13 protein-coding genes are annotated in these 19,439 nt (G+C 62.9%); 7 read left to right on the top strand and 6 right to left on the bottom strand.

Annotation, left to right across the window (positions count from 1 at the left end):
• Positions 1-150: 150 nt before the first annotated feature.
• The 4 genes from AC07T0_RS17075 to AC07T0_RS17060 all read right to left on the bottom strand — a co-directional run bounded on the left by AC07T0_RS17075 (position 151) and on the right by AC07T0_RS17060 (position 9,048).
• Positions 151-1,353 carry an MFS transporter gene (locus AC07T0_RS17075; protein WP_495002308.1) on the bottom strand — a complete coding sequence of 401 codons (1,203 nt, stop codon included), beginning with the start codon at positions 1,351-1,353 and terminating at the stop codon, positions 151-153.
• A gap of 306 nt (positions 1,354-1,659) precedes the next feature.
• On the bottom strand, positions 1,660-7,290 hold the full coding sequence (locus AC07T0_RS17070; RefSeq protein WP_495002307.1) for a dermonecrotic toxin domain-containing protein: 5,631 nt from the start codon (positions 7,288-7,290) through the stop codon (positions 1,660-1,662).
• Positions 7,291-7,435: 145 nt separating this feature from the next.
• Positions 7,436-8,584, bottom strand: a complete 1,149-nt coding sequence (locus tag AC07T0_RS17065) for an aKG-HExxH-type peptide beta-hydroxylase (RefSeq protein ID WP_495002306.1) — start codon at positions 8,582-8,584, stop codon at positions 7,436-7,438.
• A 206-nt stretch (positions 8,585-8,790) separates the two neighbouring features.
• Positions 8,791-9,048 (bottom strand): Os1348 family NHLP clan protein, encoded by a 258-nt coding sequence (locus AC07T0_RS17060; RefSeq protein ID WP_495002305.1) that lies wholly within the window; start codon positions 9,046-9,048, stop codon positions 8,791-8,793.
• Positions 9,049-9,402: 354 nt separating this feature from the next.
• Between AC07T0_RS17060 and lexA the strand changes: the two genes are divergently transcribed.
• Genes lexA through AC07T0_RS17040 form a run of 4 tightly spaced genes read left to right on the top strand, consistent with a single transcriptional unit; the run spans position 9,403 to position 15,155 of the window.
• Positions 9,403-10,023, top strand: a complete 621-nt coding sequence (gene lexA / locus AC07T0_RS17055; RefSeq protein ID WP_495002304.1) for a transcriptional repressor LexA — start codon at positions 9,403-9,405, stop codon at positions 10,021-10,023.
• Positions 10,020-10,652 (top strand): translesion DNA synthesis-associated protein ImuA, encoded by a 633-nt coding sequence (gene imuA / locus AC07T0_RS17050; RefSeq protein WP_495002303.1) that lies wholly within the window; start codon positions 10,020-10,022, stop codon positions 10,650-10,652. Before lexA ends, imuA begins: the two co-directional genes overlap by 4 nt.
• Before the next feature lie 7 nt (positions 10,653-10,659).
• Positions 10,660-12,078 carry a Y-family DNA polymerase gene (locus tag AC07T0_RS17045; RefSeq protein ID WP_495002302.1) on the top strand — a complete coding sequence of 473 codons (1,419 nt, stop codon included), beginning with the start codon at positions 10,660-10,662 and terminating at the stop codon, positions 12,076-12,078.
• Positions 12,075-15,155 (top strand): error-prone DNA polymerase, encoded by a 3,081-nt coding sequence (locus tag AC07T0_RS17040; RefSeq protein WP_495002301.1) that lies wholly within the window; start codon positions 12,075-12,077, stop codon positions 15,153-15,155. The genes AC07T0_RS17045 and AC07T0_RS17040 overlap by 4 nt, the downstream gene beginning before the upstream one ends.
• A 189-nt stretch (positions 15,156-15,344) precedes the next feature.
• On the opposite strand, the gene AC07T0_RS17035 is transcribed toward AC07T0_RS17040, so the two are convergent.
• Positions 15,345-15,569, bottom strand: a complete 225-nt coding sequence (locus AC07T0_RS17035) for a YgdI/YgdR family lipoprotein (RefSeq protein WP_495002300.1) — start codon at positions 15,567-15,569, stop codon at positions 15,345-15,347.
• Positions 15,570-15,727: 158 nt separating this feature from the next.
• On the opposite strand from AC07T0_RS17035, the gene AC07T0_RS17030 reads away from it, so the two are divergent.
• Positions 15,728-16,426: a glutathione S-transferase N-terminal domain-containing protein gene (locus tag AC07T0_RS17030; protein WP_495002299.1), complete on the top strand. Its 699-nt coding sequence runs from the start codon at positions 15,728-15,730 to the stop codon at positions 16,424-16,426.
• Positions 16,427-16,525: 99 nt separating this feature from the next.
• Here the strand turns inward: AC07T0_RS17030 and AC07T0_RS17025 are convergent, their stop codons facing one another.
• A complete protein-coding gene (locus AC07T0_RS17025; RefSeq protein WP_495002298.1) occupies positions 16,526-16,870 on the bottom strand; it encodes an FKBP-type peptidyl-prolyl cis-trans isomerase in 345 nt (114 codons plus the stop codon).
• A 226-nt stretch (positions 16,871-17,096) separates the two neighbouring features.
• Here AC07T0_RS17025 and AC07T0_RS17020 point away from each other — a divergent pair, with 226 nt between their 5' ends.
• Together AC07T0_RS17020 and AC07T0_RS17015 are read left to right on the top strand one after the other, a co-directional pair.
• Positions 17,097-18,176 carry a diguanylate cyclase domain-containing protein gene (locus AC07T0_RS17020; RefSeq protein WP_495002297.1) on the top strand — a complete coding sequence of 360 codons (1,080 nt, stop codon included), beginning with the start codon at positions 17,097-17,099 and terminating at the stop codon, positions 18,174-18,176.
• Between the two features lie 171 nt (positions 18,177-18,347).
• Positions 18,348-19,367 carry a branched-chain amino acid aminotransferase gene (locus AC07T0_RS17015; RefSeq protein ID WP_495002376.1) on the top strand — a complete coding sequence of 340 codons (1,020 nt, stop codon included), beginning with the start codon at positions 18,348-18,350 and terminating at the stop codon, positions 19,365-19,367.
• Positions 19,368-19,439 lie beyond the last annotated feature (72 nt).

The following is a 19,439-nucleotide window of genomic DNA, read 5'->3' as shown; positions in this document are numbered from 1 at the left end:
CACACAGAACTTGTGGTTGCCGCGGATCTAATCACAGGTTTTGCAGTGCACACAGAACTTGTGGTTGCCCTGGATCTAATGTGGGAGCGGAGCTTGCCCGCGAAGAGGCCGTTGAGGTCGCTAGAGAGACTTGCAGACCTCAATCACCCGTTATGCCAGCGCCATCGGCCGCTTCTGGCGATTAGCGACCCTCAGGAAACTCAACAGTGCCACCAACGGCAAGGCACTGCCCAGCGCCATGATCGCCAGCCAGCCACCTTGCTCATACAGCACGCTGGCCAGGGCCGAGCCGCTGGCGCCGCCGATAAAGATGCTGGTCATGTACAAGGCATTCAGGCGACCGCGGCTGGCGGCGTCGAGGGCATAGACCGAGCGCTGCCCGAGGACCATGTTCATCTGCACCGCGAAGTCCAGCAACACACCGGTCACGGCCAGGCCGATCACGCTATAGGCCGGATGAATCAGCGCCGGGGCAAAGCTCAGCGTCGCCAGCAACATCGCCAGCCAGGACGCCCGGTGCGTATGCCCGGCATCCGCCAGTCGACCGGCCAGCGGAGCGGCGAGGGCACCCATCGCCCCGACCAGGGCGAACAAGGCGATCTCCGACTGCGACAGACCGTGGACCCGCGACAGCTCCAGCGGCACGGCGGTCCAGAACAGGCTGAAGGTGGCAAACATCAGGCCCTGGTACCAGGCGCGCTGGCGCAGTACCGGCTGGTCACGAAACAACTTCCCCAACGACCCGAGCAGTTGCCCGTAGGTAGCGCTGTGATTGGGCTGGCGCTTGGGCATGGTGGTAAGGATCACCAGCATGATGAACAGCATCAGCACGGCGGCGGCGATAAACACCGTGCGCCAGCCGAAGTGGTCGGCGACCACGCTGGACAGCGGCCGCGCCAGCAGGATGCCCAGCAGCAGGCCGCCCATGATCCCGCCGACCACGCGCCCACGTGATTCTTCAGGGGCCAGGTGCGCGGCCAGGGGGATGAGGATTTGCACCGATACCGAACTGAAACCGATCAGCAGCGACACCACCAGGAACACCCCGGGCTGCCGGGCCAGGCCGGCCGCCACCAGGCTGAGCACCGCGATCAGCGCGGTGCCGATCATCAGCTTGCGGTTTTCCAGCAGGTCACCCAGCGGCACCAGGAAGAACAGGCCCAGGGCGTAGCCGATCTGGGTCAGGGACACGATCAGGCTGGCGCTGTGGGCGGAAATACCGAGGTCCGGAGCGATCAGCTCGATGATTGGCTGGGCGTAGTAGATATTGGCCACGATGGCGCCGCAGCAGAAGGCGAACAACATCACCAGGGCGCGGGTCATCACGGGGGCAGCATGAGGGTGGGTTGGCATGGCTTCAAGGCTCTGGAACAGGTGAGGTAAGCGAGTCTAGACATTGAGCCGCGGCGGTGTAAGACGGCCGCGGGCATAGTCGATATCAGCTTGGTTGATTGTCCAAAGGCTCCTGTGGTGGCTGTTCGGCCGCCCCGAGAGTCGGCCGCTCGTGGCACGACGATCAGCCAGGTAATGAAGGTGATGCCGAGCGTGCTGATCGTCGAGAATGATCGACCGCGCCGGAACGGGTCATGACCGTCCATGGCGCGGGCTATCTGTTCACCGCCCTGACCTCAAGGGCGGCTTGAAGCAAAAGTGGGTGGATCAGAGATTGGTGGATTCGACCAGGCGCACCAGCCCGACCTCTTTGACCACCGCCTGGCTCAGCTCGTCGAAGCTGGCGAACAGCCGCGCTTGGTTGAATCCCCAACGCTCATGAACGATATAGAACTTGCCGGTATTCCTGTCGGTTCGAATGATCGTCGTGACCAGGGATCGATCCCGGGAGCGATTGATCAGCACGGGCCCTTGCGGGGCATTTTCTATAGTGAACATGCCCGCGCGACTGAGTTTCGGATGGGTGTCAAGCCTGGGCTGGCGCAGGTAGGTGACATTGCTGAGTTCGACCACTTGCCTCATGTTGGCTTGCTTGAGTACCCAGATCAGGTCGTCGATGCTTCTGTATTTGATTCCAGCGATATTGAGGTTCATGGGGCCCTCGATATGAAACACATCGTAGGAACGCCCTGCACCGTCGACAAGCTGGCTCCGTGTCACCGGCTGCTGCGCCGTGACCAACGAAAGGCCAGGGTTCTGGGGATCGACCGGCCGGTAGACGATGGTGTACTGCTCGCCGCTTTGTTCGATCAGGAAATCCCCTGGCCGGATCAGCAGCCCCCTGTGCGGCTTCGGTACATGTGGCAGGGCCTGGGGCGCCACGTTCACTTCCACTTTCGCATCGGCCCGCACGAGTTGAATATCCTGTGCATATTTGCCTTGGGTGAACTCTCCCGGGTCCCGCAGGACGCGCAGCGGCGAGGGGTGCCCACCGACATCGACGGTCCGCAGGTTGACGGCCTCCAACAGGTCGGCGAGGCCCGGCTCGCCAAGCACGGCGCTGGCATGTGAATCCTGGGTCAGGGCAATCCAGCGATGCGGGCCTTGTTGCAGTTGGTCTGCCTTGATGACTTGCCGGGCGTAGTATTTCAGGGCTCTGATCCGACTCGGGTTGTAGTGGCGCACGCCCTGGCGGTAGCTCGTGGCACAGTCGAGCGCCTGGACGCGAATGCCATTGCGTTGTGCGCTGCCAATCACCTCATACAATGAATGGGGGCCGTGCGGGTCGATGCCCTGAGCGATATCTTGCTCTGTCAGTACGTTCCTCAGACGCTGGGGCATGACACCGGTACGATGGAAGTCATTGAGGTGAACCTGATCGAAGTCCGTCAGGAGGTTTTCCATGTACAGGGTCTTGGCCTGGTGTTCCACGGCGAGCGAACGCATGTTGTCGATCAGGAACTTGCGACCGCCCTTGGCGTGGTAGGGCGCACCGAGGACGATACCGTTTCCGGTCTGGTAGCCACGTTCGATCAGTTGTGTCGCCAGCCCGGCGTCCAGCAGGTCGGGCGCCAGTGTTCTGGCCACGGGGGCCGGGTTTTCGGCGAAGAAATTTTGGCTGTCTTCAAGCAACCGTTGTGAGTGTGAGAACACTTTAGAGGCGGCCTGGCGCTCCAGTGCTGTAGCATTCGGGGTATACCAGTGGGGGTCAAGCCTTCTGCTGGTCGTGCGAATCAGCTCTTCGATCGCGCCCCGTTGGGCGGCGGGGATCTCATAGCGCGCGGTGCCGACCGGTTCGGGCGCGCCGCCCAGCCCGCGAATCCTGGGCAGGGGCCGCCAACCTTTGCCCTCGCGCACGAGCTCAATGTCTTCCGCCCAGTTGTTCTCCCTGAGTATGTAGCGCTTGCCGGCCCGGGAGCCGGTGCGGTACCACTTGCCTTCCAGTTTCACGTACTGCTCCATGCGCGGCGTGCGGTCGATGAACAGGCCGTCGCGCAGATAGTTCAGTTCCGGCGGTGTTTTGATTTCAAACTCACGCAGATCCGCGGCCATGGACCTGAGTGATGTCGCCGACGAAGGCTCGGCGCTCAGCAGCGGTTGCCGGCTGCCGTCGTGGCGCAGCCGGTAGGTTTTGATCAGGCGGGAAGTCTTCCCGCTGGGCAAGGGGCGGATCTGGCGCAACAGAGGCTTGAACGCCTGCAACGGCAAGATGCCCGCGGCGTCGAGGAGCGTCTGGAGCAGCGCGTCCGTGGCCTCTTGATAATGGCCATGGATAAGGGCCTGGTTGAAGTTGGCCAGGCCGTACAGACCACGCAACAGGTAGGCCGGCAGGCTGAGCGGCAAGGGGGCGATGCCGAGGATGAGCTCGATGGCGATGCGCAAACTCACGTTGATCCAGTACCAGACCGTTTCACTGTCCACCCGTTGGTTGCTGGCCCCGAAGTATTCCACGCTGGCGATCAGGTGCTTGACCCTGGCCTCGTACAGTGTGCTGAACAGGTCGCCTTCGATAGGAAAGTAACGTACCAGCGGGGCTTGGCGCGCGAACAACTGGGCCGGGTCCCACTGTTCGTTCCGGGCCGCTCGTGTGATGCAGTAGCTCTTCCAGTCTGGTTCGAGCAGCAACGCTTCGATGGCCGCTTTGTTCGCCAGCTCGCGCCAGGTTTTACCATCGGGGCCCTGCGGCGTGTAGAACAGCAGCGTGCCGGATGGATCGTCGGTGCTGATGACCAGCACCTCGTCGATACTCACACCGTTGCGTGCCTGCCCCGTGCCGCCGAGCATCAGGTAGTTGGCGTTTACCTTGTAACCGTCCAGCAGCGGACGACCGTGTACCGCCGAGTGCTTGAGCAGATGTTCGATGCGCCTGTAGCCTCGTTCCGGGGCGCTGTCCCTGGCGTCGAGAAAGTCCCCGCTCAGGCGTGCGACATAGGCATGCAGCTTCATCCGCGCCCGTTCGCCTTCGATCCAGGCCGTGCGCAGCGCCGCCTGGTCCGGGCCCAGCAATTTTTGCTTGAGCAGCGTCTGGTACTGGCCTGGTGCGTCCACGTCCTTGACGATAGCCCGCACGTCGGCGTCCGACAGGCGCAGCGCGGTCCCTGTCGGCGTGCTGATTTCGGCCTTGAAGTTGACTGTTTCGCCGAGGCGCACGCCCTTGATGTTCTCCAGCGCCAGGGCCGTCAACGACAGGCTGCGGCGGTGTTCCTTGGTGGTCGGCGGTTGGCTTTGCCAGGCCGGGCTCGGGTAGATGTTGGTTTGGGTGACATGCACCTCGATGCTGTCAGGGTCGAGCGGGACCTGGGGATAGCGCTGTTGCAGATGGGACTTGAGCAGACTGGTTGCGTAAGCCTTGAGGGCTGGCAGCTCACTGAGCGACGCGGGGATCGGATCGGTTTTCAGGGTGGGTCGCCACAAGGTGACGAGTCGGGTCTGTTCGTCCAGGCTGATATTCCTGATTCGGTTCAACAGGTCACTGAACATCAGGTCGCGATTGCGCCGACTGAGGACGGGGAGGATATCCAGCAGCCTGGCCAGGCTGACGGCACCGTCCAGTTGTCGGGCGAATTCGCCGACGTCGTTGTACAGGCCCGGAGCGCCTCTGGCGAAGCGCCAGGCATCGGCGAAGTCCTCTTTTTGCTTGGCGAACAAGCCGTCCACCAGCCGTTGGAAGGGATCGCCCGGTTCGAGCCGGTAGCTGAACGGTGCCGTGCGGTCGGGGGCGTTCGCGGGGTTCCAGGTGCGCTGCCGCTGCGGCAGCAGGTCGAGCAGCGATCCGCGCTCGACCTCGTCATCGAGGCGCTCGGTCAGATTCCTCTTCAGAGCCTGCAATGAAGCGAACGGCTCCAGGCCACGGCCGATCTGATAGAACAACACCGGTAGTTTGTAGGTGTCTTCATCGGGACTGCGGGTGATGACCAGGCAGCCTTCGAGGAACAGGTCGGACGGTTGCAGGGCGATCCGGTAGACGTGGATCGGTCCTTGCGCGGGGAATTTTTCCTGGCGCCGGGCATGAGTGGGGTGTTCCAGAACTCGCTCCAGATCCTCCCGATGGCTTTTATCCAGGCTCAGGTCCAGCTCGCGCAATTGCGCTTCCAGGCGGATCTGCGTGCGCAGGTTTTCCCGCAGCAGTGGTGCGGCGCTGGCCCAGAAACTCTCCAGTTGTTCGGTAAAGCGCGTGTCGAAGCCAAGGCCGGCATCCTCCAGGGTTTTGCTGAAGCGCCCGAGATCCAGGCCGCTCAGTTGCTGTTCGTTATAGGCGGCGGTGGCGCTGGCGTAGAAGCCGCTGGTGGCCGGGTCGAACGTTTGGGTATTGCCGGCCAGATGCTCGGCAAAGACCTCCGTCAGCGTCTGCGACTGCCTGACACCGCGATAGCGCACCTGCTCTGCGCGTTCACCGCTGTCCGACAGGGGCCAGTAGCGGGTCTCCTCGTAAGTATTGAGGAAGATCGCATCGGGATTTTTCGAGGCGGCCTGGGGAAAGTCACGGGCCAGTTGCCGGCTCAAGAGCAGGCCGGCGAACCAATGGAAGTTGGGCTGCTGGCGCACCAGCAACAGCGTGCGTTCATTGGTGGCAGCCAGATCATCGAAGGCGTCCCGCTGGCTCTGGGCGAGTGGGTCGGGGGCGGCGAAGCTGGTGGGTGGATTCTGTTGGTAGCCGTTGCCATCGGAAAGACGTTGTGAGGGTTCCAAGGGTGAGAGTCCTAGCAAGGCGCCCAGGTGGGCGCGTGAAAGAGGAGGGTGTTGGCGTAGCAGGTGCTGGATGGCCTGGCGGTCCGTCAGGCCGAGGCGGTTGCGCAGGGTGCCGGGCAGGGTTGCGAGGACCGCGGGTAGATCGGCTTCTGGCTTCTGCTCCGGCCCTGCGGCGGCATGCAGGGTGAAGCTGCCGTTGCGGCGCAGGATGAGGTGGGTCTGTTCTGCGTGCTGCTCGCCGGCGCCAGCCAGCAACGGGCCGTCCGGCGCGTGGTCGCGCAGTTCCAGGCGCACGCCGCTCGATGGCCAGCCCGGCAAGGTGGCAAGGCTGTGCAGCAGCAGCCGGCAGGTATCGTCGTTGCGCTGCCGGCTCTCCAGGAACAGGCCCTCATAGGCCAGGCTGAGACGCTCCTCCTGCAGATACCAGTGGGCATCGCGCTCCTGGCCCTCGCTCGGTTCGCCCTCGGACAATGCCAGTGACTGCCGGTCATGCTCGCTCGAGTTGGCGAGCAGTTCTTCGGCCGCCGCCCGGGACAGCCGGGGGATTCGGCTACGCAGCAGATTCACCAGCGGATCGTGGGATTGCTGCCGGAAGGCATGGAGGTTATCGAACAGGTCCTCGCGGTGAGAGGACAGTACAAGAGCGGCCTTGTGCTTGAGCGCCGATAACTGGCTATCGAGGGTGGGGTACCGCCCGCCCAGCAGTGACGCGCTCTGTGTCGGATTCAGGTGTTGCAGGACGCTGCGCCACAGGTTGCCATCGAGCACCCGGGCCCGGTTGACACGCACCCTTGGCAGGCTGGGCGAGAGGTCAGGACCGTACTCGGCCGCCGCCGAATTATCGGGCGGATCGTACACGTGCAACACACTCGTCGCCGGCCAGAGCAGTTCCAGGCCGAGCAGTTGCAACTGCCAGGACAGGGTTGTCACCTCGGATACGGAAGGGGACTCAAGGCGCAGCGCGTCGATGAAGTCCTGTATCTCCTGCTCCAGGTCGAAGCGCAGGCGGGTGTCCAGCAGCAGCGCTGGCACCTGCCGGGATTCGCTGTAGAGGGCGCGCAAGGCGGGAGTGTCGATACCGCTGGCCAGACGAATGCGTCGGGCGGTCTCGGCGGGCAGGTCGCCGAGAAAATGCTCGATGGCGTGTTCCAGTGACACCGACGTGGCGGCGCTGGCGGGGGGATCGCTCGAGAAGATCGGGGGGCTCATGCTGGAGGTCCTTGTCGTGGCGTGAGGACCGTCATTCAACGCGCCAGCCGAAGACCGAGTGCGGTAATTAATGCTGTGGCAGCCGGGTATCGCACAACTGGGCGGGCGGCTCGATCCCAACCAGGCCACCCGCCAACGCCGGCTTCTACACGGACATGCCCATGGCTGGCGTACTGTCCGCCGGCGCAATCGGCCGGCTCAGCAGGCCGGTATGGCGATTGTGCAGGGCATGCACCTCTTGGGCGAGATTGTCCATGAAGGTCCGGCCACGGGGAGTGAACGCGTCGCAGGCTTCAAGCTCCGGCAGGGCCTTGAACAGACCGCGCAGGATACTCAGCATCCGCTCTTCGGCCCGTTGCATTTCCACGGCCGGGCGCTGACGCACGCGCTCAAGGTATTTGACCTGGGCGAGCGCGGCGAAGAACGCATGGACATAACCATGGAGATCGCGCGGCAGGCCGGACCCGGGCAGGTTGAACAGGCGTTCCTCGGCGCGTTGTTCATCGATGAGCGGGCAGACTTCGACCAGGCTGTACAGCAGTTGATGAGTGGTCTCATGGATCAGTGACTCTTCGATATCGAGGATCGAGTGGTCCTTGGCCGAGAGCAGGATGGCACCGGTGTAGCGCGCCGCCGAGCAGCTGCGGAAGGTGCCGTCGGGCAGGTAGCAGATCAGCTTGACCAGGTGCCGGAACTGCTCGTAGCAGGCCGGCCAGGTATTGGCGATACGCGACAAGGCGACGCTGACCACGTCGCGGAAGAAGTGGATGGAGTAACCGTTGCGCTCCAGGTGCTTGCGGGTGCTTTCGTCTTCAGGGAACTCATAGCTGGGCGGTGTCGCGGCGGCGATCAGCGGATCGACATTGAAGCGCCGGATCGGCGGATGGTTCGAGTACTGGTGATCGACCGCTGTCTGGGTGATGCGTTGCAGTACCGCCGGCAACCCCAGGAGCATGTCCTGCAGGGCGGTGCTGTCGTCCACCGGTTTGCTCAGTACCGCGTTGGCATGCTGAAACGCCAGGCTCATCCAGATCTGGAACACCGGGTCGTTGATGATCAGGCGCCGCTGGGCGACCGGCAGCAGGATCAGGTGCGTCGCACTGGAGAAAAACGGATTGAGCCTGGCGCTGCCCTCGAAACGCTGGAAGCATTCGGCATAGAGCGCGGCGAAGGTGCTGTAGCGCTGTTGGCTGAGCCGATCGAGTAAACGGTGAAAGCGGTCCGGAGTGGCATCGGGTAAAAATGTGTTGCACTGGAAAAGTTCGTCGAGCGGGGATTGCAGTCGGGTGGTCATGTCGGTGTCCTTGGGATATAACTTGATGAATAACGAGCGCGCAATAACCCGCCTTCAAGAAAAAGCGATGTTGGAATTTAAAGTGTTGGCAACATTCGGGCAGCGACAAGCGTCAGTGGCCGCTCGTTGGAAGTTTTATTCAATGGGGTGTAACAAGCACTTCATGATCGTCATCCTGGCGATATATCTCGGAGGTTCCCGCCGGCTTAATCGGTTCGAACCTGTTGTGGGTCGAAGTTGGCGCGAGCCGTCAGAGGGCTATGCAGGGCTTTCGCGGCCAGCACCAACTGGGCCAGGTCCAGACTCTTGAGCGCCACCACCTCGTCGATCCGCAGGGTCATGTCCAGGTTCTTGCCAGCGTGGCTTGGATTCATCTGCAACTGTGCGGCAAATGATGGGTCCCTTATTGCTCGGTTCAGAATAGCGGCGAGACGTTGCTGATGGCAGGTATGGAAAGGGGGCATGGCGATCTCCAGATAACGGTTGAAGATTTTAATAACGCAGGGCAAAGCAGGCCAAGGGGCTGTTTTCAATGGGGTGGGTGCCCGAGTGAATATAGCAAGATGATTGCATTTTTCAATATGCAGTTATTGATTTTCTGAAGGTTTAAATAAGGCGGGCCGAGAGTGATATTAGTGATCGCTGTAGGAAAAGTTTGCAATAATTTATGAGTGAGATAGTTCTGTGGTTTTGTTCGTACATATAAGCAGTGTGTCTATTCTGCTGTTTGGGCCTGTTCATGCGTTTTCACAGGACTGTGTTGTGCAAGCCGTGTCTCGACTGGCGGCTCTTGTCAGGAAAATCCGACAGGAGTACAAATGTACTCCATGACGACTTTAACCCCCCGCCGTTCCGCCATCCTGACCTTTATCCGCGAGCGTATCGTGCGTAAGGGCCAGCCCCCGAGCCTTGCCGAGATCGCCGAGGCCTTTGGTTTCGCCTCCCGCAGCGTGGCGCGCAAGCACGTGGTGGCCTTGGCCGAGGGCGGTTTTATCGAAGTCAACGCCCATCAGGCGCGGGGCATTCGCCTGCTCGATCAAGCCCCGCGGGCCGAGTTGCTGGATATCCCGCTGTTGGGTCGGGTGGCGGCGGGCCGGCCGATCGATGTCGATGCCCAGGAGCATCGCCGCTTGTTGCTCGACCCGGCGCTGTTTTCCCGCGCCCCGGATTACCTGCTGCAGGTGCAGGGCGACTCGATGATCGGCGATGGCATTCTCGACGGTGACCTGGTGGCGGTACGCCGCACGGGCGAGGTGCGCAACGGTCAGATCGTCGTGGCCCGGCTGGAGGGTGAGGTCACCATCAAGCGCTTCGAACGTACGACCACGGGCATCCGCCTATTGCCGCGCAACCCGGCCTATGAGCCTATCGTTGTCGATCCCGAGCATCAGGAGTTGACCATCGAAGGTGTGTTCTGCGGCCTGGTGCGGCCGGCATGAGGGGCGCCGTCGTCGCCTTGGACTCGCTGCTTGACGAGCGCCGGGTGTGGAAAGGTCGCGCGGTCGCGTCGCTGGCCGAGTCGCAGTCCGATCGCCAGCCCAGCGGCCATGCGAGCCTCGACGCCGCCTTGCCCGGTGGTGGCTGGCCGCCGGCAGCGCTGACGGAAATCCTCATCGCCGGGGAGGGGGGCGGCGAGTTGCAACTGGTCTGGCCGACCCTGGCGCGGTTGTCGGCCCGGGGTGAGCGGATCGTCCTGGTGGCGCCGCCCCATGTGCCTTATCCCCAGGCGTGGTTGCGCGCGGGGGTGGACCTGCGGCAGTTGGCGGTGATCCAGGCGCCGCCGCGCGATGCCTTGTGGGCGGCCGAACAATGCCTGCGCTCCGGCAGTTGCGGCGCGGTCCTGTGCTGGCCGCAGCAGGCCGATGACCGGGCCTTGCGGCGCTTGCAGGTGGCGGCGGAAAGCGGCCAGACCCTGGCCTTCGCCTACCGCTCGTTGGCGGAGGCGATCAATCCGTCGCCGGCGGCCCTGCGGATTGCCGTCGAGGGTCGGCCCGCGCAGCTGCGAGTGCTCAAGTGCCGCGGCGGGTTGGCTCATTCGGCACCGATTGCCTTCAGCAGCGGGCATTGAGGCGGGTATGCGTTGGGTCTGTATTGTTTTTCCGCAATTGGCACTGGATGGGGTGCTGCGTCGAACCCCTGAACCTGAAGCACCGCTGGCGCTGCTGACGGGCTCGCCGCAACGTCGGATGGTGCAGGCGGTGAACGCTGCGGCCCGGGCCTTGGGCCTGCGTCCCGGGCAATCGCTGACCGCCGCCCATGCCTTGACCAAGGCCTTTGCCAGCGCCGAATACGATCCCGCCGAAATCGAGCAATGGCAGCAGTTTCTCGCCGCCTGGGCCTACCGCTTCAGCTCCCAGGTCAGCCTGCGTTATCCGCGGGCCTTGCTGTTCGAGATCGAGTCCAGCCTGGGCCTGTTCGGACCCTGGGCGCAATTGGAAGCGCGCTTGCGCGAAGAACTGACCGGTCTGGGCTTTCGTCACCGGATCGTTGTCGCGCCCAATCCGGCGGCGGCGCGGGTCCTGGCCAATGCCTATGATGGCCTGGCCCTGGCGGACAACGGGGCCTTGCGCCAGGCCCTGGGGCAGATGCCGATCGACCGGGTCGGGTTGGAAAAAGACGCGGCCACGGCCTTGTCGCGCATGGGCCTGCGGACCCTGGAGCCAGTGCTGGCCTTGCCTCGGCATAGCCTGGCGCGGCGCTTCGAGGCGTCGTTGCTCAAGCACCTCGACAGCCTGCTCGGCGAGCGGCCGTTGGCCCTGGCGTTCTATCTGCCGCCGGATCGCTTCGCGGCGCGGATCGAGCTGAATTTCGACGTGACCTCGAATCAGGCCTTGCTGTTTCCCTTGCGGCGTCTGACCGGGGACTTGTCGGCGTTTCTCTGTGGGCGTGACAGCGGTGTGCAGCGTTTCGAGCTGATTCTGGAACATGCCGGGGTCGCGGAGACGCGGATCCAGGTCGGCCTGTTGAGTGCCGAGCGTGATCCGGCGATGCTTTTCGAACTGGCCCGTGGGCGACTGGAGCAGGTCCAGGTCGAGGCGGCGGTGCGCGGCTTTCGCCTGGAAGCCGAGGACCTGCCAGCCTTTGTCCCGCAGCACCGTGAATTGTTCGACGAACGTCCGCAACAGTCCTTGCCCTGGGAGCAATTGCGCGAACGCTTGCGTGCCCGGTTGGGGGATGACGCGGTGCAGGGCTTGCGCTTCCAGGCCGATCACCGCCCCGAATGCGCCTGGCAGCCGCTTCCGGCGAGCACACCCGAGCCGCTGGCCGCCGCCGGTCCGTTGCGTCCCGGTTGGCTGCTCAAGGTGCCGTTGCCACTGCCCGAACAGGCGGCGCGGGTCCTGCTGGGGCCGGAGCGGATCGAGTCGGGTTGGTGGGACGGCGCGGACGTGCGTCGCGACTATTACCTGGTCGAGACCCGCGCCGGCCGACAGGCCTGGGCTTATCGCACGGTGGGGGAAAGCGGCCCGTTGCTGCTGCAGGGCTGGTTCGCATGAGTGGCGAATACGCCGAGCTGCATTGCCTGTCGAACTTCAGTTTCCAGCGCGGGGCTTCCAGCGCCCAGGAATTGTTCGAGCGGGCCAGGGAACAGGGCTATCAAGCCCTGGCGATTACCGACGAGTGCACCCTGGCAGGGATTGTCCGGGCCTGGCAGGCCGCGCAGGAGAGTGGCCTGGCGCTGATCATCGGCAGTGAAATGCAGATCGAGAGTGGGCCCAGGTTGGTACTGCTGGTGGAAAACCTGGCGGGCTACCAGGCCCTTTGCCGATTGATCACCCAGGCCCGGCGTCGTGCGGAAAAAGGCTGTTATCAAGTGCTGCGGGCGGACTTCGAGCAGGCGCTGCCAGGGTTGCTGGCGTTGTGGCTACCTGAGCAGAACATTGCCGATGCCGATGGCCGCTGGTTGCGCGAGCGTTTTCCCGAGTGCCTGTGGCTGGCGGTGGAGCTGCATTGTGGCCAGGATGATAAGCGGCGTTTGGCGCGTTTGCTGGCCCTGGCCGCCGAACTGGCGATTCCCGCCGTGGCCTGCGGCGATGTGCATATGCATGTGCGGGCCCGGCGTGCCTTGCAAGACACCATGACCGCCATTCGCCTGCACACCCGGGTGGCCGATGCCGGGCAGCAGCTGCATGCCAATGGCGAGCGGCATCTGCGCAGCCTCGAGGCCTTGCGCGGGATTTATCCGGAGGCCTTGCTGGCCGAGACCCAGGTCATTGCCCGGCGCTGTACCTTCGACCTCGGCCAGTTGCGTTACCAGTATCCCCGTGAGCTGGTGCCGCAAGGGCAGACCCCGACGTCCTGGCTACGCCACCTGACGGAAGAGGGGATTCGTCGACGTTGGCCGGAAGGGATCAACATCCGGGTTCGGGACCTTATCGAAAAAGAACTGAAACTGATCGCCGAGCTGGACTACGACAGTTATTTCCTGACAGTGCAGGATATCGTTCGCTTCGCCCGCGAGCAGGGTATTCTCTGTCAGGGTCGCGGTTCGGCGGCGAATTCGGTGGTGTGTTATGCCCTGGGCGTCACCGAGCTGAACCCGGATCGCACCAACATGCTGTTCGAGCGCTTCCTCTCCCGCGAGCGCAACGAACCGCCCGATATCGATGTCGACTTCGAACACGATCGTCGCGAAGAGGTGCTGCAATACGTATTCCAGCGGTACGGCCGGAACCGGGCGGCGTTGACGGCGGTGGTCAGCACCTATCATGGCGCGGGGGCGGTGCGGGATGTGGCCAAGGCGTTGGGCCTGCCGCCGGATCAGATCAATGCCCTGGCCGACGCCTGTGGCCACTGGAGCGATGAGCCGCCGGCGCCGGAGCGCCTGCGCGAAAGCGGCTTCGATCCCGACAGCCCGGTGCTGCGCCGGGTGCTCGGCCTGACCCGGCAACTGATCGGTTTTCCCCGGCACCTGTCCCAGCATCCGGGCGGTTTCGTGATTTCCGAGCAGCCGCTGGACAGCCTGGTCCCGGTGGAGAACGCCGCCATGGCCGAGCGCACCATCATCCAGTGGGACAAGGACGACCTGGACAAGGTCGGCTTGCTCAAGGTCGATGTCCTGGCCCTGGGCATGCTCAGCGCGCTGCGCCGTTGTTTCGACCTGGTGCAGCACTATCGCGGCGGGCCGCGCTGGACCCTGGCGAGCCTGCCGCCGGACGATCAAGCGACTTACGCGATGATCGGCCGGGCCGACACCATTGGTGTGTTCCAGATTGAATCGCGGGCGCAGATGTCGATGCTGCCACGGCTCAAACCGAAGAATTTCTATGACCTGGTGATCGAAGTGGCGATTGTCCGGCCGGGGCCGATCCAGGGTGGCATGGTGCATCCGTATCTGCGCCGGAGGAACAAGGAGGAGCCCGAGACCTATCCGTCGGCGGAACTGGAAGCGGTCCTGAAACGCACCCTCGGAGTGCCGCTGTTTCAGGAGCAGGTCATGCAGATTGCGGTGGTGGCGGCGGACTACACCCCGGGCGAAGCCGATCAGTTGCGCCGCTCCATGGCTGCCTGGAAGCGCCATGGCGGGCTTGAGCCGCACCGCCTGCGGCTGGCCGAGGGCATGGCGAAAAACGGCTATGCGCCAGAGTTCGCCGCGCAGATCTTCGAGCAGATCAAGGGCTTCGGCAGTTATGGTTTTCCCGAATCCCATGCCGCCAGCTTTGCCTTGCTGACCTACGCCAGTTGCTGGTTGAAGTGCCATGAGCCGGCGGCGTTCGCCTGTGCGCTGATCAACAGCTGGCCGATGGGCTTCTACAGCCCGGACCAGATCCTCCAGGATGCTCGGCGTCATCACTTGCAGATCCGCCCGGTGGATGTGCGGGCCAGTGCTTGGGATTGCAGCCTGGAGCCGACCGATGAGCCGCAGCCGGCGCTGCGCCTGGGTTTGCGGATGATTCGTGGGTTGCATGAGGAGGATGCGCGGCGGATCGAAGCGGCACGCCGGGCCGGGGCCTTCGAGGATATCGCCGACCTCGGCGAGCGGGCCCGGCTGGATACCCGGGCCCAGGAGCTGCTGGCCGATGCCGGTGCCTTGCAGGGCCTGGCGGGTGACCGTTATCAGGCGCGTTGGGAAGTGGCCGGGGTCGAGGCACAGCTTGGGCTGTTCGCCGGGTTATCGAGGGCAGCCGAAGCTCCGGTGACCTTGCCACGCCCGAGTGTCGGCGAGGACCTGCAAGCGGACTACGCCAGCCTCGGCACGACCTTGGGGCCGCACCCGTTGGCGTTGTTGCGCGAGCAATTGAAGGCTTTACGCTGTCGCAGTTCGCGGGAGCTGCTGGAGGTCGAACACGGGCGGCCGGTGAGTATTGTCGGCTTGGTCACCGGGCGCCAGAGGCCGGGCACGGCCAGCGGGGTGACCTTTGTCACCCTTGAGGACGAGTTCGGCAACGTCAATGTGGTGGTCTGGCGCGACCTGGCCGAGCGGCAACGGCAGGTGCTGGTGGGCGCGCAGTTGCTGAAAGTGGACGGACGCCTGGAAACCGAAGGCGACGTACGGCATGTGATTGCCGGACGCCTGAGCGACCTGGGCTCGATGTTGGCGGAGATCACCGTACGCAGTCGGGATTTTCGCTGAGGTCTGGATAATGGGGTGCCTGGGCCGGCCTCTTCGCGGGCAAGCTCCGCTCCCACAATGTCCGCGTCGGACCTGAATCTTGTGCCCGGCGCAAATCTAATGTGGGAGCGGAGCTTGTCGGGTCGCCGCATCGCCGCGAAGAGGCCCTCAAGGCCACCCGATATCTACGAACAAACCCAGTGCTCGAGGTCAATCCTTCGGCTTCACCGTCGCCACATCGGACGCCTTGACCCGCACCTCTTTGCCGGAAATATCCTTGAACTCATAAAAACCATCGGCGGAGTGGGTTTTGGGTGTGTCCCTGGTCAGGTACTGGGTACCGTTCTGCAAGGTCACCACGGTGGGCGTGGCGCAACCCACCACAGTCAAGAACGCTGCTGCCAGCAATGGCCGACTGAGGATTTTCAGATTCATGACGCCCTCTCTATTTCAGTGATTAACGGCTGATGCCGCAAAAAATGTCATGGTCGACGCTACAGGCACGGCCACCGGCTGTGCCTATAATCAGCGCCCGGACGGGTGGAAGGTCGTGACCCGTTGCCGCATTCCCTACCGCTTGTTGGAAGCTTTCCATGACTGATCTTTCCGAGTTCACCATCACGCATAAATGGCCTGCACAACATCCTGACCGTCTCCAGCTCTATTCGTTGCCTACGCCCAACGGCGTCAAGGTCTCGATCCTGCTTGAAGAGCTGGGCCTGCCGTATGAAGCGCACCTGGTCAGTTTCTCTACCAACGATCAACTGACACCGGAATTCATGGCGTTGAACCCCAACAACAAGATTCCAGCCATCATTGATCCCAATGGTCCCGACGGCCAGCCGCTGCCGTTGTTCGAGTCCGGGGCGATCCTGATCTACCTCGCCGAGAAGACTGGGCGCTTCATGTCCAAGGACCTGGCGCGGCGCTATGAAACCATCCAGTGGGTGATGTTCCAGATGGGCGGTATCGGGCCGATGTTCGGCCAGCTCGGCTTCTTCAATAAATTCGCCGGCAAGGACTACGAGGACAAGCGCCCGCGTGACCGTTACGTCGCCGAGAGCAAGCGTCTGCTGGGGGTATTGGACCAACGTCTGGAAAGCCGCCGCTGGATCATGGGCGACGACTACAGCATCGCCGATATCGCCACCTTCCCGTGGATCCGCAATCTGATCGGTTTCTACGAAGCTGGCGACCTGGTGGGGATCAAAGACTTCCCCCATGTGCTCCGCGCTCTGGAGCAGTTCGTGGCGCGCCCGGCGGTGATCAAGGGCCTGACCATTCCGGGTTGAACCCGAGTAGGTCGGGGGGGGCTGAGGGACACGGCGATGATGGGCGTTTGCCCCAGTACGAATCGCCGTGATCGAAGCCAAGGATAGTCGCAGGCGTGCTCAATCGTCCCGCGTCAGTACTTCCAGTAGTTCGATTTCAAAACTCAGGTCGGCGCCAGCGGCCACGCGCGAGCCCATGCCGCGCTCACCGTAGGCCAGGTGCGCTGGCACGAACAGCCGACGTTTGCCGCCGACCTTCATGCCCATCAGGCCGATATCCCAGCCCTTGATTACTCGTCCCGTGCCAATCACGCACTGGAACGGCTTGCCACGGCTGTAAGACGAGTCGAACTCGCTGCCATCCTCAAGGGTGCCACGGTAGTGCGTGGTGATCAGGGCGCCCTTGACCACGGTCTTGCCGTCGCCTTCCAGCAGGTCTGTCATCTGTAATTCAGTGTTGCTCATGACTTCTCCAGGGTTGGTACCCCATCTGACTATTCAGGCGGCAGGTATAGCAAAACCGACTCTCCGTAACCAGAGGCCGGGGTCATGGCCGGCCTCGCGATTCATCAGTCGTTGATGAGCGAAGCCACAGCCCACTAAAAAACCATGGGCGCACGTTCCGTGTGGACTAAGATAGCCACTGGCCATTTATTCGTCGTGTGTCCATGTTCAAATCCCTTGGTTTTCAATGCTGACCTCATGGCTTGAGGCCGCTGTCGCAGTACCCGTGATCGCTTTGATCGGGGTGCTGCTTTGTCGTGAGCGCAGGGCTCGCCGGGAACTGGCCGAGTGCCGGGCGCTTTTGCACCAATTGAGCGAACGCCACCGGCGGGTCGAAGCCGCCGACGATGTCGAACGCTTCAAGCGCAGCCAGTACTTTGCCCGCATCGGCACCTGGGACTGGGATGTCGATACCGAGAAGCTCTACTGGTCGGAGGCCATCTACGGCATGTTCGGCTACAAGGTGGGCGAGGTGATCCCGTCCTACGAACTGTTCTGCGCCAGCGTGCACCCCGAAGACCGGGACCGGGTGCGGGCCGGGGAGGCGCGTTGCATTGCGACTGGCGAGAACCACGACGAGGAATACCGGGTGATCTGGCCGGACGGCAGCGTCCACTGGCTGCGCGAGACCGGCAATGTGGTGAAGAACGTTCATGACTCGGCGATCAAGATGATGGGAGTGGTGCGTGATATCACCGAGGAAAAGGCCTGGGCCAGCCAGTTGCATACCCTGGCCCACCACGACGCGCTGACCGGGCTGCCCAATCGACTGGTGCTGGAGGAACGTCTGTCCCGGGCGCTGGAGCGTGCCCGCCTGGAAACCACACGGGTGATCCTGGTGTTTCTCGACCTCAACGGCTTCAAGGACATCAATGATGCCCACGGGCATGCGGCCGGCGACCGGATCCTGGTCGCCACGGCAACCCGTCTGAAAAACCTGATGCGCAGCTCGGACACGGTGGCGCGCATCGGTGGTGATGAGTTCGTGTTGGTCCTCGAAGGGCTGACCCAGCAGAGCAATGGCTTGTTGGAGGAGGTGCATCTTCTGTGCAAGAAAATGCTCGTCGAGTTGTCGATGCCGATCAGTCTCGGTGATCAACTGGCGCAGATCGGTTGCAGCCTGGGTGTGGCGGTATTCCCGGACCATGCGCCGAGCATGGATACGCTGATCCATACCGCCGACCTGGCGATGTACGAAGCCAAGCGCAGCGGGAACAACCAATATCGCTTTGGCCGCCAGGCCGCCTTACAAGCCCATGCAGACTGAGATTCGCCCGCTGGCATCGGGGGCTACGGACCCTGTATGGCATAAACGCATGTAGGACATGCACGTCGTCCAGGCTGCGATTTCCTGTCTGAATAGAGTATTGTGGTTGCCTGCTAAAAAAATGTCATAAGCCTGAGCGATTCAGGCGGTTATCAGATGATTGAGGGTGCCATGGGTCAGGAAAGCATTAACTGGGACAAGCTGGGTTTCGATTACGTCAAGACCGACAAGCGCTACCTGTCGTACTACCGTAACGGTGAGTGGGACAACGGTGCGCTGACCGAAGACAACGTCCTGCATATCAGTGAAGGTTCGACCGCGCTGCACTACGGTCAACAGTGCTTCGAAGGCATGAAGGCCTACCGTTGCAAGGACGGTTCGATCAACCTGTTCCGTCCTGACCAGAACGCCGCGCGCATGCAGCGCAGTTGCTCGCGTCTGCTGATGCCGCACGTACCGACCGATGTGTTTATCGAAGCCTGCAAGCAGGTGGTCCGCGCCAACGAACGTTTCATTCCGCCTTACGGCACCGGCGGCGCGCTGTACCTGCGGCCGTTCGTGATCGGCGTGGGTGACAACATCGGCGTGCGTACCGCTCCCGAGTTTATCTTCTCGATCTTCTGCATCCCGGTCGGCGCTTACTTCAAGGGCGGCATGAAGCCGCACAACTTCGTGATCTCCAGCTATGACCGTGCGGCCCCGCAAGGCACCGGTGCGGCCAAGGTCGGTGGCAACTACGCCGCCAGCCTGATGCCGGGTGCCGAAGCCAAGAAGCGTGGCTTTGCCGATGCCATCTACCTGGACCCGCTGACCCACTCGAAGATCGAGGAAGTCGGTTCGGCCAACTTCTTCGGCATCACTCACAACAACGAATTCGTGACGCCGCAGTCGCCTTCGGTCTTGCCGGGTATCACCCGTCTGTCGCTGATCGAACTGGCCAAATCGCGCCTGGGCCTGAAGGTCATCGAAGGCGATGTGCTGATCGACAAGATCGCCGACTTCAAGGAAGCCGGTGCCTGTGGAACTGCCGCGGTGATCACGCCGATTGGCGGCATAGAGTACAATGGCAAGCTGCACGTGTTCCACAGCGAGACCGAAGTCGGTCCGGTGACCCAGCGTCTGTACAACGAACTGACCGGCGTCCAGACCGGCGACGTTGAAGCACCAGCGGGTTGGATCGTCAAGGTCTGATCCGGGGGGTCTGAAGAGCCCGGCCTGAGCAATCAGGTCGGGCTTTTTTTATTGTCGGATGAATGACGCGCA

The sequence above is a fragment of the Pseudomonas sp. GW821-FHT04D07 genome, assembly GCF_059420225.1.
This window is presented reverse-complemented; position numbering and strand designations above follow the sequence as displayed.

Coding starts and splice junctions, on each gene's coding strand:
- AC07T0_RS17075 (WP_495002308.1), bottom strand. CDS start 1,353: ATGCCAACCCACCCTCATGCTGCCCCCGTGATGACCCGCGCCCTGGTG.
- AC07T0_RS17070 (WP_495002307.1), bottom strand. CDS start 7,290: ATGAGCCCCCCGATCTTCTCGAGCGATCCCCCCGCCAGCGCCGCCACG.
- AC07T0_RS17065 (WP_495002306.1), bottom strand. CDS start 8,584: ATGACCACCCGACTGCAATCCCCGCTCGACGAACTTTTCCAGTGCAAC.
- AC07T0_RS17060 (WP_495002305.1), bottom strand. CDS start 9,048: ATGCCCCCTTTCCATACCTGCCATCAGCAACGTCTCGCCGCTATTCTG.
- lexA (WP_495002304.1), top strand. CDS start 9,403: ATGTACTCCATGACGACTTTAACCCCCCGCCGTTCCGCCATCCTGACC.
- imuA (WP_495002303.1), top strand. CDS start 10,020: ATGAGGGGCGCCGTCGTCGCCTTGGACTCGCTGCTTGACGAGCGCCGG.
- AC07T0_RS17045 (WP_495002302.1), top strand. CDS start 10,660: ATGCGTTGGGTCTGTATTGTTTTTCCGCAATTGGCACTGGATGGGGTG.
- AC07T0_RS17040 (WP_495002301.1), top strand. CDS start 12,075: ATGAGTGGCGAATACGCCGAGCTGCATTGCCTGTCGAACTTCAGTTTC.
- AC07T0_RS17035 (WP_495002300.1), bottom strand. CDS start 15,569: ATGAATCTGAAAATCCTCAGTCGGCCATTGCTGGCAGCAGCGTTCTTG.
- AC07T0_RS17030 (WP_495002299.1), top strand. CDS start 15,728: ATGACTGATCTTTCCGAGTTCACCATCACGCATAAATGGCCTGCACAA.
- AC07T0_RS17025 (WP_495002298.1), bottom strand. CDS start 16,870: ATGAGCAACACTGAATTACAGATGACAGACCTGCTGGAAGGCGACGGC.
- AC07T0_RS17020 (WP_495002297.1), top strand. CDS start 17,097: ATGCTGACCTCATGGCTTGAGGCCGCTGTCGCAGTACCCGTGATCGCT.
- AC07T0_RS17015 (WP_495002376.1), top strand. CDS start 18,348: ATGGGTCAGGAAAGCATTAACTGGGACAAGCTGGGTTTCGATTACGTC.